The sequence below is a fragment of the Kordiimonas pumila genome (assembly GCF_015240255.1).
GTDB lineage: Bacteria > Pseudomonadota > Alphaproteobacteria > Sphingomonadales > Kordiimonadaceae > Kordiimonas > Kordiimonas pumila.
The window spans coordinates 3265467-3284937 of record NZ_CP061205.1; the positions used below are offsets into that span (position 1 = coordinate 3265467).

16 protein-coding genes are annotated in these 19471 nt (G+C 47.6%); 8 read left to right on the top strand and 8 right to left on the bottom strand.

Translation table 11 applies throughout. The features are described 5' to 3' along the window. Positions 1-2: 2 nt before the first annotated feature. Together ICL80_RS14445 and ICL80_RS14450 are read right to left on the bottom strand one after the other, a co-directional pair. On the bottom strand, positions 3-1544 hold the full coding sequence (locus ICL80_RS14445) for a hypothetical protein (protein WP_194213443.1): 1542 nt from the start codon (positions 1542-1544) through the stop codon (positions 3-5). Positions 1545-1612: 68 nt separating this feature from the next. Then, positions 1613-3082, bottom strand: a complete 1470-nt coding sequence (locus ICL80_RS14450; protein WP_228073563.1) for an amidohydrolase family protein — start codon at positions 3080-3082, stop codon at positions 1613-1615. A gap of 197 nt (positions 3083-3279) precedes the next feature. Here ICL80_RS14450 and ICL80_RS14455 point away from each other — a divergent pair, with 197 nt between their 5' ends. After that, the gene (locus ICL80_RS14455; protein ID WP_194215892.1) at positions 3280-5049 is read left to right on the top strand and encodes an N-acyl-D-amino-acid deacylase family protein; all 1770 of its coding nucleotides are present in this window, start codon (positions 3280-3282) and stop codon (positions 5047-5049) included. Positions 5050-5057: 8 nt separating this feature from the next. Next, complete coding sequence (locus ICL80_RS14460) at positions 5058-5813, top strand: sulfite exporter TauE/SafE family protein (protein WP_194213444.1); 756 nt, start codon at positions 5058-5060, stop codon at positions 5811-5813. Here the strand turns inward: ICL80_RS14460 and lepB are convergent. Next, positions 5810-6286, bottom strand: coding sequence for a signal peptidase I (gene lepB / locus ICL80_RS14465; RefSeq protein WP_194213445.1), 477 nt, complete (start codon positions 6284-6286; stop codon positions 5810-5812). The two genes, ICL80_RS14460 and lepB, sit on opposite strands and share 4 nt — an antisense overlap. Positions 6287-6384: 98 nt before the next feature. Here lepB and ICL80_RS14470 point away from each other — a divergent pair, with 98 nt between their 5' ends. Both ICL80_RS14470 and ICL80_RS14475 read left to right on the top strand, forming a co-directional pair. Beyond that, the gene (locus ICL80_RS14470) at positions 6385-6966 is read left to right on the top strand and encodes a hypothetical protein (protein WP_194213446.1); all 582 of its coding nucleotides are present in this window, start codon (positions 6385-6387) and stop codon (positions 6964-6966) included. 142 nt (positions 6967-7108) lie between these two features. Further along, the gene (locus tag ICL80_RS14475; RefSeq protein WP_194213447.1) at positions 7109-8191 is read left to right on the top strand and encodes a fatty acid desaturase family protein; all 1083 of its coding nucleotides are present in this window, start codon (positions 7109-7111) and stop codon (positions 8189-8191) included. Here ICL80_RS14475 and ICL80_RS14480 read toward each other — a convergent pair. From ICL80_RS14480 to ICL80_RS14490, 3 genes are all read right to left on the bottom strand, one after another. Then, positions 8188-10065: an ABCB family ABC transporter ATP-binding protein/permease gene (locus ICL80_RS14480; RefSeq protein WP_194213448.1), complete on the bottom strand. Its 1878-nt coding sequence runs from the start codon at positions 10063-10065 to the stop codon at positions 8188-8190. The genes ICL80_RS14475 and ICL80_RS14480 overlap by 4 nt on opposite strands. Before the next feature lie 99 nt (positions 10066-10164). Next, entirely contained in the window at positions 10165-10749 is a 585-nt protein-coding gene (locus tag ICL80_RS14485) for a uracil-DNA glycosylase family protein (protein WP_194213449.1), read from the bottom strand. 16 nt (positions 10750-10765) lie between these two features. Beyond that, complete coding sequence (locus tag ICL80_RS14490; RefSeq protein WP_194215893.1) at positions 10766-11908, bottom strand: pyridoxal-phosphate-dependent aminotransferase family protein; 1143 nt, start codon at positions 11906-11908, stop codon at positions 10766-10768. 233 nt (positions 11909-12141) lie between these two features. On the opposite strand from ICL80_RS14490, the gene ICL80_RS14495 reads away from it, so the two are divergent. From ICL80_RS14495 to ICL80_RS14510, 4 genes are read left to right on the top strand one after another with little or no spacing between them, the layout of a single operon-like run. After that, positions 12142-13242 carry a PepSY-associated TM helix domain-containing protein gene (locus tag ICL80_RS14495; RefSeq protein ID WP_194213450.1) on the top strand — a complete coding sequence of 367 codons (1101 nt, stop codon included), beginning with the start codon at positions 12142-12144 and terminating at the stop codon, positions 13240-13242. Between the two features lie 14 nt (positions 13243-13256). Further along, positions 13257-14879: an ABC transporter substrate-binding protein gene (locus ICL80_RS14500; RefSeq protein ID WP_194213451.1), complete on the top strand. Its 1623-nt coding sequence runs from the start codon at positions 13257-13259 to the stop codon at positions 14877-14879. After that, positions 14876-15817: an ABC transporter permease gene (locus ICL80_RS14505; protein WP_194213452.1), complete on the top strand. Its 942-nt coding sequence runs from the start codon at positions 14876-14878 to the stop codon at positions 15815-15817. The genes ICL80_RS14500 and ICL80_RS14505 overlap by 4 nt, the downstream gene beginning before the upstream one ends. Further along, a complete protein-coding gene (locus ICL80_RS14510) occupies positions 15814-16638 on the top strand; it encodes an ABC transporter permease (RefSeq protein ID WP_194213453.1) in 825 nt (274 codons plus the stop codon). Before ICL80_RS14505 ends, ICL80_RS14510 begins: the two co-directional genes overlap by 4 nt. Positions 16639-16697: 59 nt before the next feature. Here the strand turns inward: ICL80_RS14510 and ICL80_RS14515 are convergent, their stop codons facing one another. Next, positions 16698-17882, bottom strand: coding sequence for an alpha/beta hydrolase (locus tag ICL80_RS14515; protein ID WP_194213454.1), 1185 nt, complete (start codon positions 17880-17882; stop codon positions 16698-16700). 87 nt (positions 17883-17969) lie between these two features. Beyond that, positions 17970-19454 (bottom strand): amidase family protein, encoded by a 1485-nt coding sequence (locus ICL80_RS14520; RefSeq protein WP_228073577.1) that lies wholly within the window; start codon positions 19452-19454, stop codon positions 17970-17972. Between the last annotated feature and the right edge of the window lie 17 nt (positions 19455-19471).

Here is a 19471-nt window from a genome sequence, read left to right on the forward strand (position 1 = left end):
TTTTAAGTGGCATCTTCAACAGCGATATGAATACCCATTTCCTGCGCCAACACCTTCATATCATAATCCGGCAGATCGCAAGATAATACCCCCACATCGCGGTAACGCCATGTCTCAACTAGTTTTTCCATCAGGTCTTTACCGTCAAAGTGGCCCGCGAGTTTGCGCATTAAATTTGGCTGAATTTCTACATACCCACCACGCACGCAGCCAAGCGCCTCGGTTTCTAGAACAGCGTCCCCAAACCTGTCGATCCATAAGGGGTGCCCCAGATCAGCAAGCCGCCCGAGCGCATGCCAGTGTATGCCACCACGCTTTACAGGCGGTACACCTTTTATGCGAAAGCCCACAAACACAGGGCGTTCATTATATTTTTCCATGATCTTTGCCAGCCCTTCAAAAAAACCTTCCTGAATAAGTGTCGAGCGGCAAAGTTCGTAATAATCTGGCACTTCTCTTTCTATCTGTTTTTTCCTGACCCGCATTCGAATAAGGTCATCAAGCTGTGCCAAATCATGCACTAAACAGAGGTCAGGGTGGTCTGCCATAACCAGAATTTCATCTGGCTGGCATATTTTGCCCTCAAGATTAATTTTACCTTGCTGCAAATGTGCAAGGGATGTGCTTTTAACAGTATCAAGTATCACCCTAGGACTTACCCGGTACTCATATTTAGAGAGAGCCTGCTCAATAAGCTTACGGTTATGTTGAATACCATCCAGAACACCACTTAGGCATGTAAGGGGTTGGCCTGTGTCTACCTCACCCAGAAAAATTGCCCGCGAATGCGCTAGTGCTCGCTGCAACTCAGCGGTATCTAGTGTTCGGTTATCCATATTCATACGGGCGGTTTTGGCCGTTAATACGGCAGGGTCTATTTTAAGGCTAGCCGCAACCGCAAGCATTTCTGTAGCATAGGCTTTTTCGTCAAATGTGCCATCTACAAGTAAGCCGTAACTCGCCTCATCCATAATACCAAGAGTTGCCCCAATGGCGCGTGCCTTCAGGCCTTTTTCAATTTCCTGGCGAGCAGCATATTTGGCTGTATCAGATAGTGTGCTACCTTCTCGTAAGGCATCAACACTTACCATAGCCAAGCCAATTTCACCTTCATAAGGTGAATTTAACAAGCCCTCTACAAAGTTAAAAAAGCTGTAAAGGTCTGTCGACGTATCTGCTACTTCAAAGGAGCCTTCATGCTTACCGGGGCGGAAAAAATCCAGCCTGCGTTCTGCATAGCCAAGGCGTTTCATTTTCATATCAAAGTTAATGAAGCCACCCGTTTTAAGGCGCAGAGGCACACGCGGAAATACCACCCCCTCAAGAAGAGCATCGTCACATTCAAGCAATTTATCAAGCCTGCCGTGGGCGTCGGCGGGAAACAAAAAGCTAAGCGGCCTTCTGAAAAGGTCGACATCCTGCCATTTCATTAAGCTTTTAAAGCGGGGGTCAGCCTTATCTATCAGGCTATTTTTCACCAAAAACAGGCTGAACTCTTCCTTTTCCACCAGATTTCCTCGCCGAATAAATGATCTGCCAATCACGGCCTTATGGCCTAGGGCACAAGCCCTATATAGGGCTTATCAAAGGAGGCTTAAATCCAGGTAAATTATTAGTTCAAATTAGAGTTATATTCTGGTGCAGCGCCGTCGCCGCTCAAGGGGGTAGGGGAAGAAACTGCACTTTGGCCAGCGCGTATTTTTTCTGCAATCACTTCAACATCGGCCTTCACTTTTTCTGCATCCAGTGTTTTAACAACGCCGTGCCGCATTAACACTTGTCCATCTACAATGGTTGTAACCACATCCTGTGATGTTGCCGCATACACCAAATGAGAAACAACATCATAAAGTGGGCTTAGGCGCGGGCTATCAAGCGATACCTGTATCATATCAGCCTGCATTCCTACTTTTATGCTGCCAATGGTGTCTGCTTTGTCTATCGCCTTTGCCCCGCCGCTAGTCGCAAGGCCTAAAGCATCAATGGCAGGCATTAATGTTGGATCAAGGTTAACCCCTTTATGGATAAGGGCGGCAAGCCGTATTTCTTCCCACATATCCAAGTCGTTATTCGATGCGGCACCGTCGGTACCCAAACCAACCTTAACACCGGCTTTCAGCATTTGTGGCACAGGGGAAACCCCAGCAGCGGTTTTCAGGTTTGATGTAGGATTATGAATAACCCCCACCTGTGAGCGCGCTAACATGGCAATATCTGTTGGTGTGGGCCACACAACATGAGCGGCAATCGTTGGCTGGTTCAACATACCAACGCGGGATAAAAGCTGCACCGATGTTGTACCATACTGCTCTGATATGGTGCTCACCTCGGCCTTATCCTCTGCCAAGTGAATAGAGATGGGTACATCAAGCTCTCGTGCCGCAGTGAACGCTGCCTTCAAATGATCAAACGAAACAGTATAGGGCGCATGCGGGGCAAGAGCAGGGCTTATACGGCTATTTTTACCATGCCAACGCCTTGCAAAATCAACGCCCGCCTGAAAGCTGTCATCCCAGCCTGTAAAGCCCGGGCTTGGGTAATCTATCATTGGGGCAGCAATAATTGCCCTAAGACCACATTCTTCAACAACGCTTGCAATAACATCCGGGTAAAAATACATATCCACAAAAGTGGTCGTGCCACCTCTGATCATCTCGTAGCAAGCAAGGGATGCCCCTGCCCTGATCAGGTCTTCATCAACATAGCGACCTTCTGCGGGGAAAATATAATTTTGCAACCATGTCATTAAATCAAGGTCATCCGCAAGCCCACGGAATAAAACCATAGCAGAGTGTGTATGGCCGTTAATAAGCCCCGGCAACAGGGCCATATTGTCATCATCAATTATTTCAGCAGCATCATATGATTTGAGAATTTCATCCCGCAGGCCCACTGCCATAATAACACCGTTTGAGATGGCAACAGCACCGTCTTTTAAAACACTGTTACCTTCATCCATGGTTATTACATATTTAGCGGTTACAATGGTGTCGGCCATTTTAGGGGTAGTTTCCTCTGCCACAGCCAAACCTGAAACACAGGCTATGAGGGCACAGCACATGCTAACCCACCGTATTTTCATCCCTAATTCCCGCATCATATTTTTATCGCCCCTGATAGTTTCTTTTTTACTAGCATTAATTTCTTGAGTTTTGTCAAACTGAACACAGCTTCGTCTATATAAAAACGAATTTCAATCCCTGCCCTTATATCCAAGCTTTACTCTTGCCAAGCCATTACAGCTTGCTGATAGTGTTTTAGTACGGGAAGGGGAAAATGATGACATATGATCTGATAGTCCAAGGCGGCACCCTTTATGATGGCAACGGCGCCGCACCTTATAGAGCCGATATCGGCATTAAAAACGGTATTATAACCACAATTGAAACATCAATAGATGCAGCAGCACATAAGCTTATTGATGCAAAGGGCATGATAGTTACCCCCGGTTTTGTAGATATTCACACCCACTATGACGGGCAGGTGTCGTGGGATGCAAACCTGCAACCTAGTGTTAATCACGGCGTAACAACTGCGGTGATGGGCAGTTGCGGCGTTGGCTTTGCGCCCGTAAGAAAAGCAGACCACGCCAAACTGGTCCGCCTTATGGAAGGTGTGGAGGATATTCCCGGCACAGCACTTACTGAAGGCCTTACATGGAACTGGGAAAGCTTTCCCGATTATATGAATGCGATTGATTTCCCCCATACAATTGATTTTGCAGCACAGATTGTACACGACCCGTTGCGGGTTTATGTGATGGGTGACAGGGCTGTTTATAATGAACCCGCCACAGACGCAGATATCGCCGCCATGCAAAAACTGACCCGCGAAGCCTTAGAGGCTGGCGCGGTTGGCTTTTCAACGGGCCGGTCAGATGTACATAGAAGTGCTGACGGCCAGTGGACGCCATCCTCTGAAGCTGGCAAGCAGGAGCTTGCGGGCATTGCCGAGGCCTTAAAAGGGCTTGATCACGGCGTTCTGCAAGCCGTAAATGATTTTGACCTTGAGCGCGGTGACCCTGAGGCTTTTGACAGAGAGTTTGATCTTCTCGAAGCTTTTGCCAGCGCAGCAGGCGGCAAGCCTTTTTCGCTTTCCTTAATGCAGCGGGACTTTGCCCCAAAACAGTGGCAAAAAATTATCGCCCGGGCAGAAAAAGCAACTGATAAAGGCATTAATATGCGCCTACAGGTAGCACCGCGCGGCATTGGTGTTATTTTAGGGCTGCAATGCACATTTCACCCCTTTATAGGCTTTCCCAGTTACAAGAAAATTGCCCACCTGTCCCTTACCGAGCGGGTTAACATTATGAAAGATGCGACCTTCAAGGCCCGACTGCTCTCTGAAACATCAGAAAAGGTGGCAGGCGACGGTACACCTATCCCGCCACTTGCAGATCTTTTATTGGCGCAGATTGCTTTTGTATCCTGCAAAATGTTCAAACTCGGCGAAAACCCTGACTATGAACAACCAATAGAGCATTCTATTTACAAGATGGCAGAACGTGAAGGTATAAGCCCGCTTGAGAAAATCTATGATATTTTGCTCGAAAAAGACGGGCGTGAATTTATCTATTTCCCCATCTATAACTATACCAACATGAACTATGACGCTGTGTCTGAAATGATGCAGCACCCGCTATCACTTATGGGCCTGACAGACGGCGGGGCCCATGTAGGCACCATTTGTGATGCCAGCTTCCCAACCTACCTGCTTTCCTATTGGGCAAGAGACAGAAAAACCGGAGAAATACCTCTTGCTAGAGCCGTTCAAATGCTGACAGCCGACGTTGCTGACTATATTGGCTTTCATGACCGGGGGCGGCTTGAGGTAGGTAAAAAGGCCAATATTAATGTGATTGATCATGCTGCACTGCGCCTATATGCGCCGCGCATGGTGCAAGACCTGCCAGCAGGCGGCCAACGGTTACTACAAGATGCAAAAGGCTACCGGGCTGTAATTGTGAATGGTACGCCTGTTATTGAAAATGACATGTTAACAGGCGCTCTTCCCGGCCGACTGGTCAGGCTCGGCAAGCACGCTGCATAAGGACATATATGAACCAAATACTGGCTGACTTCAGCATAGGTGCTATTGCAGGCATGACCATCGCCATCTTTTTTGCAGCTATCCTAAGGGCCTTTACCGGCTTTGGTTTTGCGCTTGCCGCCTTGCCGGTTTTAAGCCTGTTTTTCCTGCCGGGCACAAGTGTTAGCCTAGTAACCTTGCTTACCCTTATTGTCTCTGTTGCTACCATCCGCAGCTATTGGGGGCTTGCATCACTAAAGCCCATTGGGGTTATGCTTGTTTTCTCGGCAGTGGGGACCATGATCGGCGTTTATGTTTTAACCCTTATTTCAGCCGATACCTTCCGCTTGGTGCTTGGCATCACCGTTATGCTCGCCTGCCTTTTGCTCGCAAAGTTTAAACCCCACGAAGCACGGAAAGAAGGCGGCCCAAATGCATGGGGCGCAGGGCTGCTTTCTGGTGTTTTAAACGGCGCTATTGCCATACCCGGCCCACCTGCCATTATTTATGCCATGGCTGTGTTCCCTGAAGCCAGCAAAAGCCGAGCTTTTCTAATGGTTTTCTTTTTGTTTTCAGCAGCATTTGCAACGCTTGGATTTACGTACGAAGGCCTTATCGGTACCAGAGAGCTTATACTAACAGCGCTTTCCCTACCTGCATTACTAGCAGGCGATAAACTTGGGTCATTCCTGTTTAAAAAATATGGCAGTGCCACCTACCGGAAAATTGGTCTTATTGCCTTATTTATCATCGGCATTGTTGCTGTAATTGGAGCTACCACCTAATGCCCGTCATACGGTTCAGCTTTTTTTACATAACCCAGAAAGCTACTTTCAGGGAGAAGCCCCACACGGGCACTATCAAGGCTGCCGGGGTGGCCTAAAAGCATATAACCGTCGAGGATGCCTTCAATTTCTTTAAAACGAGTTTTATAGGCCCCTAATAAAAGGTAGGGCTTCGAAAAGGGGGTCATTACCATCACATCGTTAATATAAAAATGCCCGTCATCTTCCACCCTCAGTATATCGCCCGGCAGGCCCCATAGTTGTTTTACCACAGCGTTTGGTGTTTCAGGGTGTGTGAAAAGAATATAATCATAGCGCGAAGGTGTGTCACAGCCAAAACTGTAAACCGTAATGTTCTGCTTGTCCCAGAGCAGGCCCTGCATGGAATTACCGCTGATTGTTGTTTCTGTTGTTGTGCACGTATCCTCCTCAGGAAAGAGCATAAGCGCCGCAAATAGAAATGCAGTAATCACGTATTATAACCTTATGTTTGCATAAAATATATCTATACCATAAAATCATGAAGCAGATCATGCAACCTGCATGTGCAGCACTCTCAATGAGGACAACCATGAAACCGACGCGCTTGATACTCTGCCTTTTATGCCTTTTCACTATATGGGGGCCAGTGCATGCACAAAGCGATGCTACAGAAAGAAAGCGCCCTAGCCCTCTTGATGCACGGGGTGGTATTCCTATCCCTAAAAACCTAAATGACCTGAAAAACATTTCGCTCACATACTGGCTAAAATTCAGGAAAACGAACCAACAACTATATAATTATATTAACGAAGCTGCAGAGTTCCACGCCTACCTGAATGTTTGCAAACGGCATGAACTGCACATTAGCATGGACCTGATCGTCCGGCAGGCAAACATAAACCTACAAGCAGCTATTCCCGCTCACTATGACGAGCCTGAGTTTGGCTTGCTTGATCCACTCTCAAAAGAAGATCAGCAAGCCTATCTTGATGATATGTCCAGCGACCTATACGCTTTTGAATATGGCTACCGAGTAGCTTTACTGGACGAAAAGGTCGCAAAAGCCGATGAAACAAGCAAAGTATTCTGTGAGACTATCCAGGAAGAATATTATAAAAAATATGTTGCCCTTCTGGCAACAGCCCGCAGAAATCTGGCTAACAAGCAATAAAAACGGGCTCAAAATCATTGAATGCCCCGTTTTTGCCCTTATGTTCTGGCTTAAGCAACTGGCATAATTGACCAAACGCAAATATAAACACCGATAAATGCCTTAATAAAGCATGGCTGGAAACGACAGACCGGAGCAGTTGATGCCCACAACAGACTTGATTGAAGACTTCCCACTAAGGGAAGCGCGTAGAATTGTAAAAGATCTGCAAGCCCCTAACCCTTTGGTTTACTGGGCCGATTTTCTTGCCTCTAATATAATTGGCTGGTCTGCTGTTGCCATTGCTACCTTCAGTCCACTTCTGTCTGTACTACAGATTGTTGCCGTTGTTGTTGCGACCATAGCCCTGTACCGCGCGGTTATTTTCATCCACGAGCTGTCGCACCTAAAGCGTGATAGTTTCAAACTGTTTAGATTTGTCTGGAATGTGACATGTGGCATTCCTCTTATGGTCCCATCGTTTACCTATGCAGGCGTGCACATTGACCACCATAAGCCGCAAATATATGGCACTCATGAAGACGGCGAATATTTACCAATTGGCATTGAAAGCCCTTGGAAACTACCGCTATACTTGATCATTTCGCTGGTACCACCCTTGGTTTTTGCCTTCCGTTTCATTGTGCTAACACCGCTTTCATACCTGCATCCCAAACTTCGGGCCCTTGTATGGCGGCACGTGTCGTCGCTTACAGTTGACCTTGCTTACAAGCGGCCAGAGGCGACAAAGCAGAATGACCGCACGTGGCTATTGCAGGAATGGGGTGCATTTTTTTACGGCGTTGCTTTGCTTGCCGCTGTTTATTTTGGCTTGGTGCCCCTTGCCTTTCTGGGTGTTTGGTATGCTGTAACTGTTTTAATATTTATGCTCAATGCGGTGCGCACACTGGTCGCCCATGCTTATAAAAACCCCGGAGACAACCGTATGAGCCGTGCACAAGAATTTTACGATTCCATTGATGTGCCAGGTAATGCGCTCATTACGCCTATGTGGGCACCAGTGGGCTTACGCTTTCATGCAACGCACCATCTATTTCCGTCCATGCCCTACCATAACCTTGGTGCCGCACGGCGGAAATTAATTGCTGAACTGGCTGATAATGAACCCTACCTGCGCTCGACCCGCAAAAACCTGCGCCATGCGCTGGTTCGCCTGTGGCGCGAAGCAAAAGCCGCACAGCAAGCAGAAAAACAAAAAACTACAGCAAAAGAGCAAACCGTCTAAAGCTTTACAAAAGCTTCTGCCTTTTCCTCTTCAGTTAACTCTTCCAGCTTTTCGGCGGCTTCCGTTGCCTGCTGCTGCCTATGCCACATTGCGTGGTAAGCCCCGCCTTTTTCCAGCAAAACATCATGGGTGCCGTGCTCAATAATAGCACCTTTATCAAGTACTAAAATCTCGTTTGCGTTCACCACTGTTGACAGTCGGTGTGCAATCACGAGTGTTGTACGGCCTTTTGATATTTGTTCCAAAGCCTTTTGAATCCCGCGCTCTGTATGGCTATCAAGTGCGGATGTTGCTTCATCAAGCAAGAGAATTTCAGGGTTTTTCAAAATTGTTCGTGCAATTGCCACGCGCTGTTTTTCACCGCCAGAAAGCTTAAGCCCACGCTCCCCGACTTCCGTTTCATAACCTTCAGGCAGGCCCAGAATAAAATCATGAATTTGCGCCAAGCGCGCCGCTTCTTCAACTTCAGCATCTGTTGCATCAGGGCGACCATAGCGAATATTATAGCGGATATTATCGTTAAAAAGCACTGTATCTTGCGGCACAACCCCCACATGTGACCTAATACTTTGCTGCGTAACAGCGGCTATATTTTGGCCATCTATCTCTACACTGCCCCCGGTTATATCGTAAAAGCGGAACAGGATACGCGAGATGGTTGATTTCCCAGCGCCGCTTGCACCGACAATAGCCGTGGTGGTGCCAGCTGGCACTTCAAAGCTAATCCCTTTCAGGATTTGCCGCGCCGGATTGTAATGAAAACTCACATCCTTGAAAGATACAGTTCCACCTTTGATTTTAAGCGGTTCGGCATTCAGCTCATCTTTCACATCCGGGTTGGTTTTAATAACATCAAACATTTTTTCCATGTCTGTAAGCGACTGTTTAATTTCGCGGTACACAAAACCCAGAAAATTTAAAGGCATGTAAATTTGGATAAGCAGGCTATTTACCAGCACAAATTCACCAATAGTAAAGCGGCCATCCACCACACCTTGTGCTGCCATATACAAAACAACTACAAGACCAAGTGAAATAATAATACCCTGCCCCACATTTAAAAGGGTAAGGGAAACCTGACTTTTAACCGAAGCAGATTCGTACCGTTCAAGCGCCTCATCATAGCGCCTGCTTTCGTGCTCTTCGTTTGTGAAATACTTAACCGTTTCAAAATTAAGTAAGCTATCAATTGCTTTGGTATTGGCTTTTGTATCCTGCGCGTTCATTTCGCGCCGAAATTTAAGCCGCCAATCCGTAACAGCAACTGTAAAGTATATATAACTCACCAAGGCAACAAACGTGATAAGCGCATAATAAAAACCAAAATTACGCCAAAAAATACCAGTGATCAGCACTATTTCCAGAAGTGTTGGCAAGATATTAAACAGCATGAAACGTAGTAAAAAATCTATGCCGCGAGTGCCGCGTTCAATAACCCGGCTTAGGCCACCGGTTTTGCGCTCCATATGGAACTTGAGGGAAAGCTGATGTAAGTGCCGAAAGGTACTCAGGGCAATCTGCCTCAAGGCATGCTGACCAACCTTCACAAAAACAGCGTCGCGCAGTTCGCCGAAAACCAACGTCATGACCCGGGCTATCCCATAGCCAATAATAAGCCCCGTTGGCACAGCAGCCACAATAACCGCCATATCAGGCTTGGTGCCACTGGTTAAAATATCAACCGCATCTTTAAACAGGAATGGTACATAAACCCCAATCACTTTAGATAGAACCAACAATGCCATAGCAAGCAATACACGAATGCGCAGGTCCCACCGGCCTTTCACCCACAAATACGGAGCTAAGCTTTTAACAGTTTGCCAGTGATTTTCTTTCTCATCTGTTTTTGAATCGGTATAACTTGGGGGAACCATAAATTTTCCTGCTGATGTAGCATAAGTGCATACTGCTAACCTAAACTGCAAAACCTCAATGCAACAGTTAAAAAAACTGAATACTCAGCTTACAAGATATTATGCCAAACTGTGTGAAACTTTTTGTTTAAGCACCGGCAAAACTTCGTCTGTAAACCAAGGGTTTTTTGCGAGCCAAATATTATTTCTGGGGCTTGGGTGTGGCAGTGGCATTATATTTTTGCTGCCATAGCACCGCCAGTTACGTACTGTTTCTGTTAGGCTTGCTTTCGATCTTTCGCCTAAATGCCATGCCAGAGCATATTGACCAATAACAAGGGTAAGGCCTATATCAGGCATATTGTTTAGCATTTTTTGCCGCCACTTAGGCGCACACTCCTGCCTTGGTGGCAGATCCCCCGACTTACCTGTACCCGGAAAACAAAAGCCCATCGGCAGGATCGCTACTTTTTCAGGGTTATAAAAATCATCAAGGCCAATACCCATCCAGCTGCGCAAACGTTCGCCGCTTGCATCATCAAAAGGGATGCCTGTTTCATGCACCTTACGACCGGGGGCTTGCCCTGCGATCAATATTTTTGATGCTGGGCTAGACTGAAAAACCGGGCGAGGCGTATGGGGTAAGTGCTCGCTGCACAAAGTGCACGCCTGTATCTCGTGGCTTAGTGCAGCGAATTTTTGCATGACGACAATACCTTACTTAAGCATCCAGCACCTGATGAGCCGCTTTCAGGGCGCCAGTAACATCTGTTTTATACTGGTGGCGGTTAAGCGCATCGGCAAGCGCTGTGATACACAGCTCCACATTCTCGCGCCGTGCACTGGCTCCCATAAGGCCAATACGCCATACATTGCCCGCCATTGGGCCAAGACCTGCGCCAATTTCAAGGCTGTGCGCCTTAAGTAAATGCGCGCGGACAGAGGCCTCATCAACACCTTCTGGCACCACAACAGCGTTTAGTTGTGGTAGGCGGCAGCTTTTATCAACCAGAAATTTCAGACCCATACTTTCAAGGCCTGCAACAAGTGCTTCATGCATATGCTTGTGGCGAGCGATTGCACTACCCAGCCCTTCTTCAAACAAGATAACAAGGGATTCGTGTAGCCCGTAAAGCGCATTCACCGGTGCCGTGTGGTGGTAGCTGCGCCCTCCTTCACCGTTCCAATAATTCATAACAAGGCTAAGATCCAGAAACCAGCTGCGTACAGGTGTTTTGCGGGCTTTTATTTTATCTAGTGCTTTTTCTGACAAGCTTACTGGCGACAAGCCCGGCGTACAGGAAAGGCATTTTTGTGACCCAGAATAAACCGCATCAACGCCCCATTCATCAATAAGCACAGGCACACCACCAAGGCTGGTAACAGCATCCATAATGGTCAGGCAGTTATGCTTCTGTGCAAGTGCGCAAATAGCAGCAGCATCTGCCAAAGCGCCGGTCGACGTTTCTGCATGTACAAATGCTACGATTTTTGCCTCAGGGTTGGCATTAAGTACAGTCTCGATGACAGCCACATCTGGCGCTTTACCCCATTCAACATCCACCAGCACAGCGATGCCGCCCGCCCTAACAACATTTTCGCGCATGCGGTCACCGAAAACACCATTGCGCACAACAATAACTGTGTCGCCTTCTTCAACCAAATTAAGAAAGCATGTTTCCATACCAGCGGAACCAGGGGCAGACACAGGGAAAGTAAGCCGATTCTTCGTTTGAAACAGGTCTTTGAGGCCTTCTTTTACTTCTTCCATCATCCGCTGAAAATCAGGGTCTAAATGGCCCAGTGTTGGACGCGCCATGGCCCCCAAAACGCGGGCAGACACATCGGACGGGCCGGGGCCCATAAGAGTTCTTTTTTCAGGGATAAATGATTTCACGGCAAGGCTCCTACATTTTTTATGAATAGTTTGTAGCTGATATAGCCGGGTACTGCTTTTTGTAAACCCTTTTGGCAAAATCATATACGCAGGCTAAAGTGGTATGGGTGCTGTGCGGCTGCTGTTTTTTACTGTCTGGTAAAAGACCATTTTGTTCGTCTTAACCATTAGGTATTGTCTACTTAGGAATTGCTGCTGTCATGAATAAAACTTTATTTTCAATCCACAAATGGTCAGGTATTTGCCTTTTCATCCTGTTTTTCCTGCAAGGCGCAACAGGCTTTATAATGACGAACAAAGATACACTGACACCTTGGTCGTTTGGGACAGCTATTCATAACACTGACAATAGCCCTATAAGTCTAGACACAACGCTTGAGGCTGTGAAAGCGCTGTATCCCGATTATAGTTTAGAACGCATTATTTACCCCTTGGCACAAGATGTACCGCTAATTGTAAGAATGACACCAAACGATGGTTTTTGGCTTGCTATTGTGTATTTAGACAGGGAAACAGGCAGGCCAATTTCCCACGGCATGGTCTGGCAGTATCCTGCACAGTTCTCTGAACGTATTCATGTTTCCTTACTGGCCGGCACCACAGGACATTTTATTCTTTTAGTGGAAGGAATACTTCTAACCTTTATGGCTGTTAGCGGGCTTATTCTCTGGTGGCCAAAGAAAAACCGCTTTGCCCGTGCCCTTAGAATAACTTTTGATAAAGGCATAAAACGCACAGTACGGGATATTCATGTTGTTCCTGCAGTTGTTACAGCCCCGTTCATGATCATTCTGGCTGTTGCAGGGTCCCTTATTATCGCAGAGCCACTTGTTGCTCCTATCGTCAACATCTTTGCCCCTGTTGGCCCCCCTTTGAACATTGAATTTGAAGAAATCGAGCGCCCAGAAACCCTAACGCCTTGGCAAACCAGTAAAGATATGATCGCTGACCACTTTGACGACGGTACTATCACACAGCTACGGTTTATGGGCGATCGCATGCTCGGCGCCGTGCTGCATGCCAGCAAGCCCTTAAACCCAAGGGCACACCATATAGCAGGTGTTGACCGCTACAGTGGTACATTAATGGAACTGGAAAATGCCAGCGAAGAACTCGCCGGTGACCTGTTTATGGGCTGGTTCCTGCCCGTACATTCAGGCCAGATATACGGCCCCTTCCGGGTATTAATTCTCAGTATTCTTGGAATACTTCTTTGTGGCCTCGCCGTTACAGGTATTGTTATGTGGCTACAACGCAGGCCTAAAAAGCGCGCCCGTAAAATAGTAGCAGAAAATACTTAAAGGGATATGCAGGCGTGCGCTGTTTAAAAACACAAACCAGATTATTACGCTTCCTGACCGTAAGTGCTGTATTGTTATCGGTTACCTGTAACCCGAGCCACGCCTCAGATCCTGTTTACGGCGGCGATATAAAGGTTGCCATTAACTCAGATATTCGTAGCACAAACCCTGGTGTTAAACGCGACGGTAATACAGATACTGTTCTCTATCATGTGGCAGAAGGTCTTGTCGCTTTTAATGAGAGCTTGCAGCCCGCCCCTATGCTGGCTGAAACAGTAACCGAAAGCGAAGACGGCAAACGCTATGACTTTACCCTAAGAAAAGGTGTAAAGTTTCATAACGGGTCAGAAATGACCAGCGCCGACGTTTTATGGTCATGGGAAAGGCTGCTGGCACCAGAAACAGGTTTTAGGTGTCTTAGTGACTTTAACGGCAACGCGCCCAATGGCTTAAAAATTGAAAAAATTGTTGCGAATGGCCCATACAGTGTCAGTTTTTACCTGAACAAGGCCAGTTCTCTGTTTCTAAACCGCATGTCCAGTTTTCAGTGCCTTGCTGCGATCTTGCACCCTGACAGTGTTGATGAAAACGGCGCTTGGGTTGCACCTATTGGCACAGGCCCCTACACGCTGGAAAAATGGGTGCGCGGCCAATATGTGTCCCTTTCCCGGTTTTCAGACTATAGCAGCAGAACCGACCCTGAGAGCGGCTTAACTGGCGAGAAGAAATCTTACTTTGACCGCATTATTTTTCAGATCGTACCCGACCGAATTGCGGGCAAGTCGTCCGTATATGCTGGCAATATAGATTTGGTGTATGCCCTGCCTCTTAGCGCAGCAAAAGAAGTTGAACGACGAGCAGAGCATCAGAAAGATGTAAAAGTATATCATCAGAATACGTTCGATTGGACTAACCTTCTTATCCAGACACAAGATCCGCTTTTATCTGATGTGCGAATGCGGCGGGCTTTAGCCCATGCTATTTCGCAGGATATGCTCAGCACCTTTACAAGCTTTGGCTATGCACCGCCAAATAGCTCCGCAGTACAAAGCCTGTCACCCTACCGTGCCTTGATGCCTGATGTCTGGCCAGAGTATAACCCCGAGAAAGCAAGGGCACTGGCCGCTGAAGCAGGCTATAAGGGCGAGGTATTAACCATTCAGGCAAACCGTAAGTACAGCTATATGTTCGATAATGCTGTCGCCATACAAGCCATGTTAAATGCCGCAGGCTTTAATGTTAAAATTGATGTGTTTGACTGGGCAACCCAACTTACAAATTTTTTCAAGGGCGATTTCCAGCTTTCTTCGTTTGGTTATTCTGCCCGCAGCCACCCCGCTTTGGTATATGATAACATTATAGGGCACAAAGACCAGCGCCCCAGTGCGCAGTGGGACAACCCGGAAGCCTTTACCTTGTTAGAAAAGCTAGAAAGTGCCAAAGAGGGGCCTGAAATGCTGGATGTTCTTACTCGCCTGCATGTGCTTATGGCTGAACAGGTGCCGGTTATAGGCCTTTATAACGACCACGTTGTTGACCTTTCCGCCGCAGATATAGAGGGTTATAAACCTTGGCCCTTTGGCAGGCCTCGCCTTTGGGGTGTATGGCGCAGTAAAGAAGGAGAGGCACAAAAATGATGTATGCCTTAAAACGCCTGATCGCGAGCTTGCCGACCTTATTAATCCTGTCAGTTTTTGTATTTGCCCTTATCCGCATGGTGCCCGGCGACCCGGCAGCGGTGCTAGTGGGTGACATAGAGAACAGCGCCGAACTGGAGCGTGTCCGCGAAGAAATGGGCCTTAATAAGCCGCTGCCGGTTCAGTATCTGATATGGCTTGAAAATGTTGCTGCTGGCAACCTTGGTACATCCTTTATGACCGACCAGCCCGTTACCGATGCCATTATAAAACATTTTGCGATTACCGCGCAGATTGTCAGTATTGCATTTCTTATTGCAGGATGCATTTCCATTCCAGCCGGTGTTTATGCGGCTCGCTATCAGAATACCCAAGTTGACACCATCATTACAGGCGCTGCCACTTTTTTCCTATCTGTGCCCAGCTTCTGGGTAGGTATGATACTAATTCTTATCTTTGCAGCGACCCTTGGCTGGATGCCCGCACTGGGTTTTGTACCCTTTACCAATAACCCGCTTGAATGGGCACGCCATATTAGCTTGCCTGTACTTGCTCTTGTATTTGTGGAAACCGCTATCCTCACAAGGCTAATGCGCGCAAGCACTCTTGAAGTATTATCACAGGATTATATCTCCTATGCCCGCGCGAAAGGCTTGCCTGAAAAAACAATCATCATTCGACATGCGCTCAAGAATGCCTTGTCCCCTACCATTACCATGCTGGGGCTTATTTTTGGTTCGCTCCTGAGTGGTACAGCCGTAATTGAAACCATCTTTGGCCTACCCGGCTTAGGCCGGCTACTGGTCGATGCCATTTATGCCCGCGATTATCCGGTTATTCAGGGCACGCTATTATTTATTGTACTGATTTACATGGCTGTTAACCTGATTGTCGACCTTATCTACCCGCTTCTTGACCCACGAGTAAAAATGCAATGAGCCTGATATCCACCATAAAAAGCCAAAAAAAATACCGCTTTAGCGCTATTGGCCTGATCTGCATTATTAGCCTTTCAATAGTGGGCGTATTAATAACACCTTATGACCCGCTAACCCTAAATGTAGACGCCCGCTTGCTAGCGCCCTCTGCGACACACCCATTTGGGACAGACCATTTTGGCCGTGACCTGTTAAGTCGTATGATGGTAGGTATTGCTGTTAGCCTTAAAGTAAGCTTTTTCACTGTCCTGTTCGCAACCATAGTAGGTGCCCTACTCGGCGCTGTTGCAGGCTATTTTCGCGGCATACCCGACAGGCTGATTTCAGGCATAACAGATGCCTTTCTCGCCATGCCTGGCATCCTGCTGGCTCTTGCCCTCATTTCCGTGTTCGGCGCCAGCACAACTGGCCTCGTGGTTGCGCTTGGTATTGCCTACACACCCAATGTAACCCGCGTTATCAGGGGGGCTGTGTTATCCCTTAGGGAAAGCGAATTTGTTGAGGCCGCACGCCTGATGGGCCGTAGCCATCTAAAAATTATTCTGCTGCATATTCTGCCTAACACCATCGGCGCTATTACCGTGCTGACAAGCAGCTTTTTTGCTCAGGCCCTGCTATCTGAGAGCGCGCTTAGTTTCTTGGGCCTTGGTGTGCCGCCACCGTATCCAAGCCTTGGCGGTATTCTAGCTGAAAGCCGCCGGTTTATGGACATGGCACCATGGCTCGCTGTGTTTCCCGGTGTGCTGATTGTGTGCACATTACTGTGCATAAACTGGCTGGGTGATGCTTTCAGAGACCATTTCGACCCACGTCAAAACTAAGCCCATAAAAAAGCCCGGCCAAACAAGGACCGGGCTTTTACAGTTTCCGTCAGAATATATTATTCGCGTAATAACTGCCCCATTAGACGGGCTGTTTCAAAGCAGGCAGTACGCGCATCGTCTATCGCGTGGGATGCCTCCAGAAAACCATGATTAAGGCTTGGATAGTGTTTATACACCACCTTAATGCCTGCATCCTTCAGCTTATCAGCAAACACGCGGCCTTGATCGCGGATAGGATCAAACCCCGCAGTTGCAACAAGCGTTATAGGTTGCTCGGCAAAGTCCACTGAACGAACAAGGTTTAACCATGGATGGTCCTTATCTTCAGGGCGTTTTAAAAACATTTCTGTTGCTGTTTTCATGAAATGCTTATCAAGGCCAAAACCATCGCCGAACAATTCGTATGATGGATACTCCATATAATAGGCATCGGTGAAAGGATAATATAACAGCTGGGCTTTTGGCCTGTGACCGCCTGTTTTAGCTTCCATATCAGCAATAGAAATAGCTAGGTTACCACCCGCGCTATCACCTGCAACGCCAATTTGACCTGGGTTTATACCAAGCTTTTTAGCATTCTCTACAACCCATTCATAAGCTGTAAAGGCATCAAAGTGCGCCGCAGGGAAAGGGTAATCTGGTGCCAGGTTATAATTTACCGAAATTACAATCATGTCGCCCTCTTTTGCCAGAATTTTGGCTTGGGGTTCAACAGATTCAATTGTCGACATTAAAAAGCCGCCGCCATGAAAATAGAGCAAGCCCGGCTTTGGCTCTTTCATGGTATCTGGGTTCTCAGGCCAGTAAACTTTCACTCGCAGATCACCGTATGGGCCAGTGATAGTGACATTTTCTGTCTTTGCCATAGGGCCGACATCTTCAGCCATCTTCACCCAGTTTTCTTCGGCAGCATCAAGAAGCCATTTTTTGCCTTCTGGCGTGGCAAAGGTTTCAAACAGCCATTTGTTATAATCGATGTTTTTTTTCTTGCGCGACTTTGTCCGTTCCTGAAACTCATACTGTAGCTTGGGATGCAAGGTTTGGCCATCTATCACCACCGCTGGCTCTTCAAGCTTTTCAATAAAATAGGCATTAGGCTGTTCGAAATAAGCGCGTTCTTTTTTTGCCTTTTCTGAAAGCGTATCAACAAAGGATGGATCATCAGCACGCGCTGGGGCTGAAAGCAGTAAAACAGCCGTTAAACCAGCCAGTTTTATACATGTAAGAAAGTTATAGTGCACTGTCGTATCTCCCATTTATGCAAACTCTACATAAGGGAGGACGGAATTCCAGCATAATTGCCGGAATTCTTATCTCTTAAAGTACCTTTATGTGTAATAAGCTGAGTTTGGCGCCCATTTATGTTTCCAAGGCTTTGCCTGCTCAAGCTCATATGCAAGTTCAAAGAGGGTGCGCTCACCCCCAAGACGCGCACCAAAATGGCTGCCAATAGGCAAACCCTTTTCATTCCAGTTTAGCGGCACAGACATAGCCGGTTGGCCGCTACCGTTATATAAAGGCGTGTACCCCACATAATTCATCACATCTTCCATTAGGTAGTCACCCGGCTTTGTGGGGGCATGCTGCCCAAGCGGCAAGGGCGAACTTGTTAGAACAGGCGATAAAATAACATCATACTGACCAAAAAGGGTTTCCATTTCGGTCTGTACACTCTCCATAAAAGCAAGCGCTGGCTTAAAATCATCTGCACCCGTATTTTTAAAATAATCAGCAAGATACAGTGTCCACGGCTCCAACACTTCAGGGGCTGCAGCACCAGCCTTATCAACAAGCCCGGCTGGCACACGCGACCACATCGCCGTAAAATACCGGCTAAAGAGCTTGGTATCAAAAGGCAAGGCCACCTCTTCCACCGCATGCCCAAGCTGGCGGCACAAGGCTGCTGTTTCCGTAATTGCTGAGGCTACATCATCATCAGGCATATTGCCTTTAAGGTTCGCTAATTGCAGGCCAATTTTAAGTCGCTTTTTTGCAGGGCCTGTTACAAAGCCAACAGGCGGCAAGGCCGCATCTGCCCCTTGCCATTCGGTTACAGCATAAAGAGCAGCGCTATCACGAACAGTGCGGGTAAGGTGACCTTTTACTGCAAGGCCGTTTAAGGCTAACCTGCCCGGCCACACATTACGCCGACGGCTTACTTTTACACCAAACAGGCCGCAGCATGATGCGGGAATACGAACCGAACCACCACCGTCACTGCCTTGTGCTGCCGGTACCATGCCGGCTGCCACGGCGGCCGCTGCCCCGCCTGACGACCCCCCAGCAGAATATTTCAGGTTCCAAGGGTTTGCTGTCGGGCCAAAAGCTAGTGGTTCTGTTGTACCCAGCAGACCAAATTCTGGTGTATTGGTTTTACCAAAAATATTAAGCCCAGCTTGCTCAGCCGCTGCCGCAAATACATGGGTGTCCGCTGATATATTCCCCATCATCATACGGGATCCAAAAGCTGTACGCCCCCCTTTATAGTCCATCAGGTCTTTTAAAAGATATGGCACTCCTTGAAACGGGCCGGTTGGTAAATGGTCCGCGCGGTCAAGTGCTGCCTCAAACATAGGTGTTATCACAGCATTAATAGAAGGATTCAGGCGCTTTATGCGAGCGATGGCTTCTTCTGCCAAATAACGGGCTGATACCTCGCCAGAGCGCACCATCTCTGCTTGCTTCACGGCATCAGCATCAAGCAACGTTTTATCACCTGCGAATACGGCTTTTGGTATTGCGCCCAAAGCTGCCGTTGCACACAGTGTTGAAACAGAGTTTTTAAGAAAATGCCGCCGGTTCATAGTTGCCATTCATACAATCCTTCAAA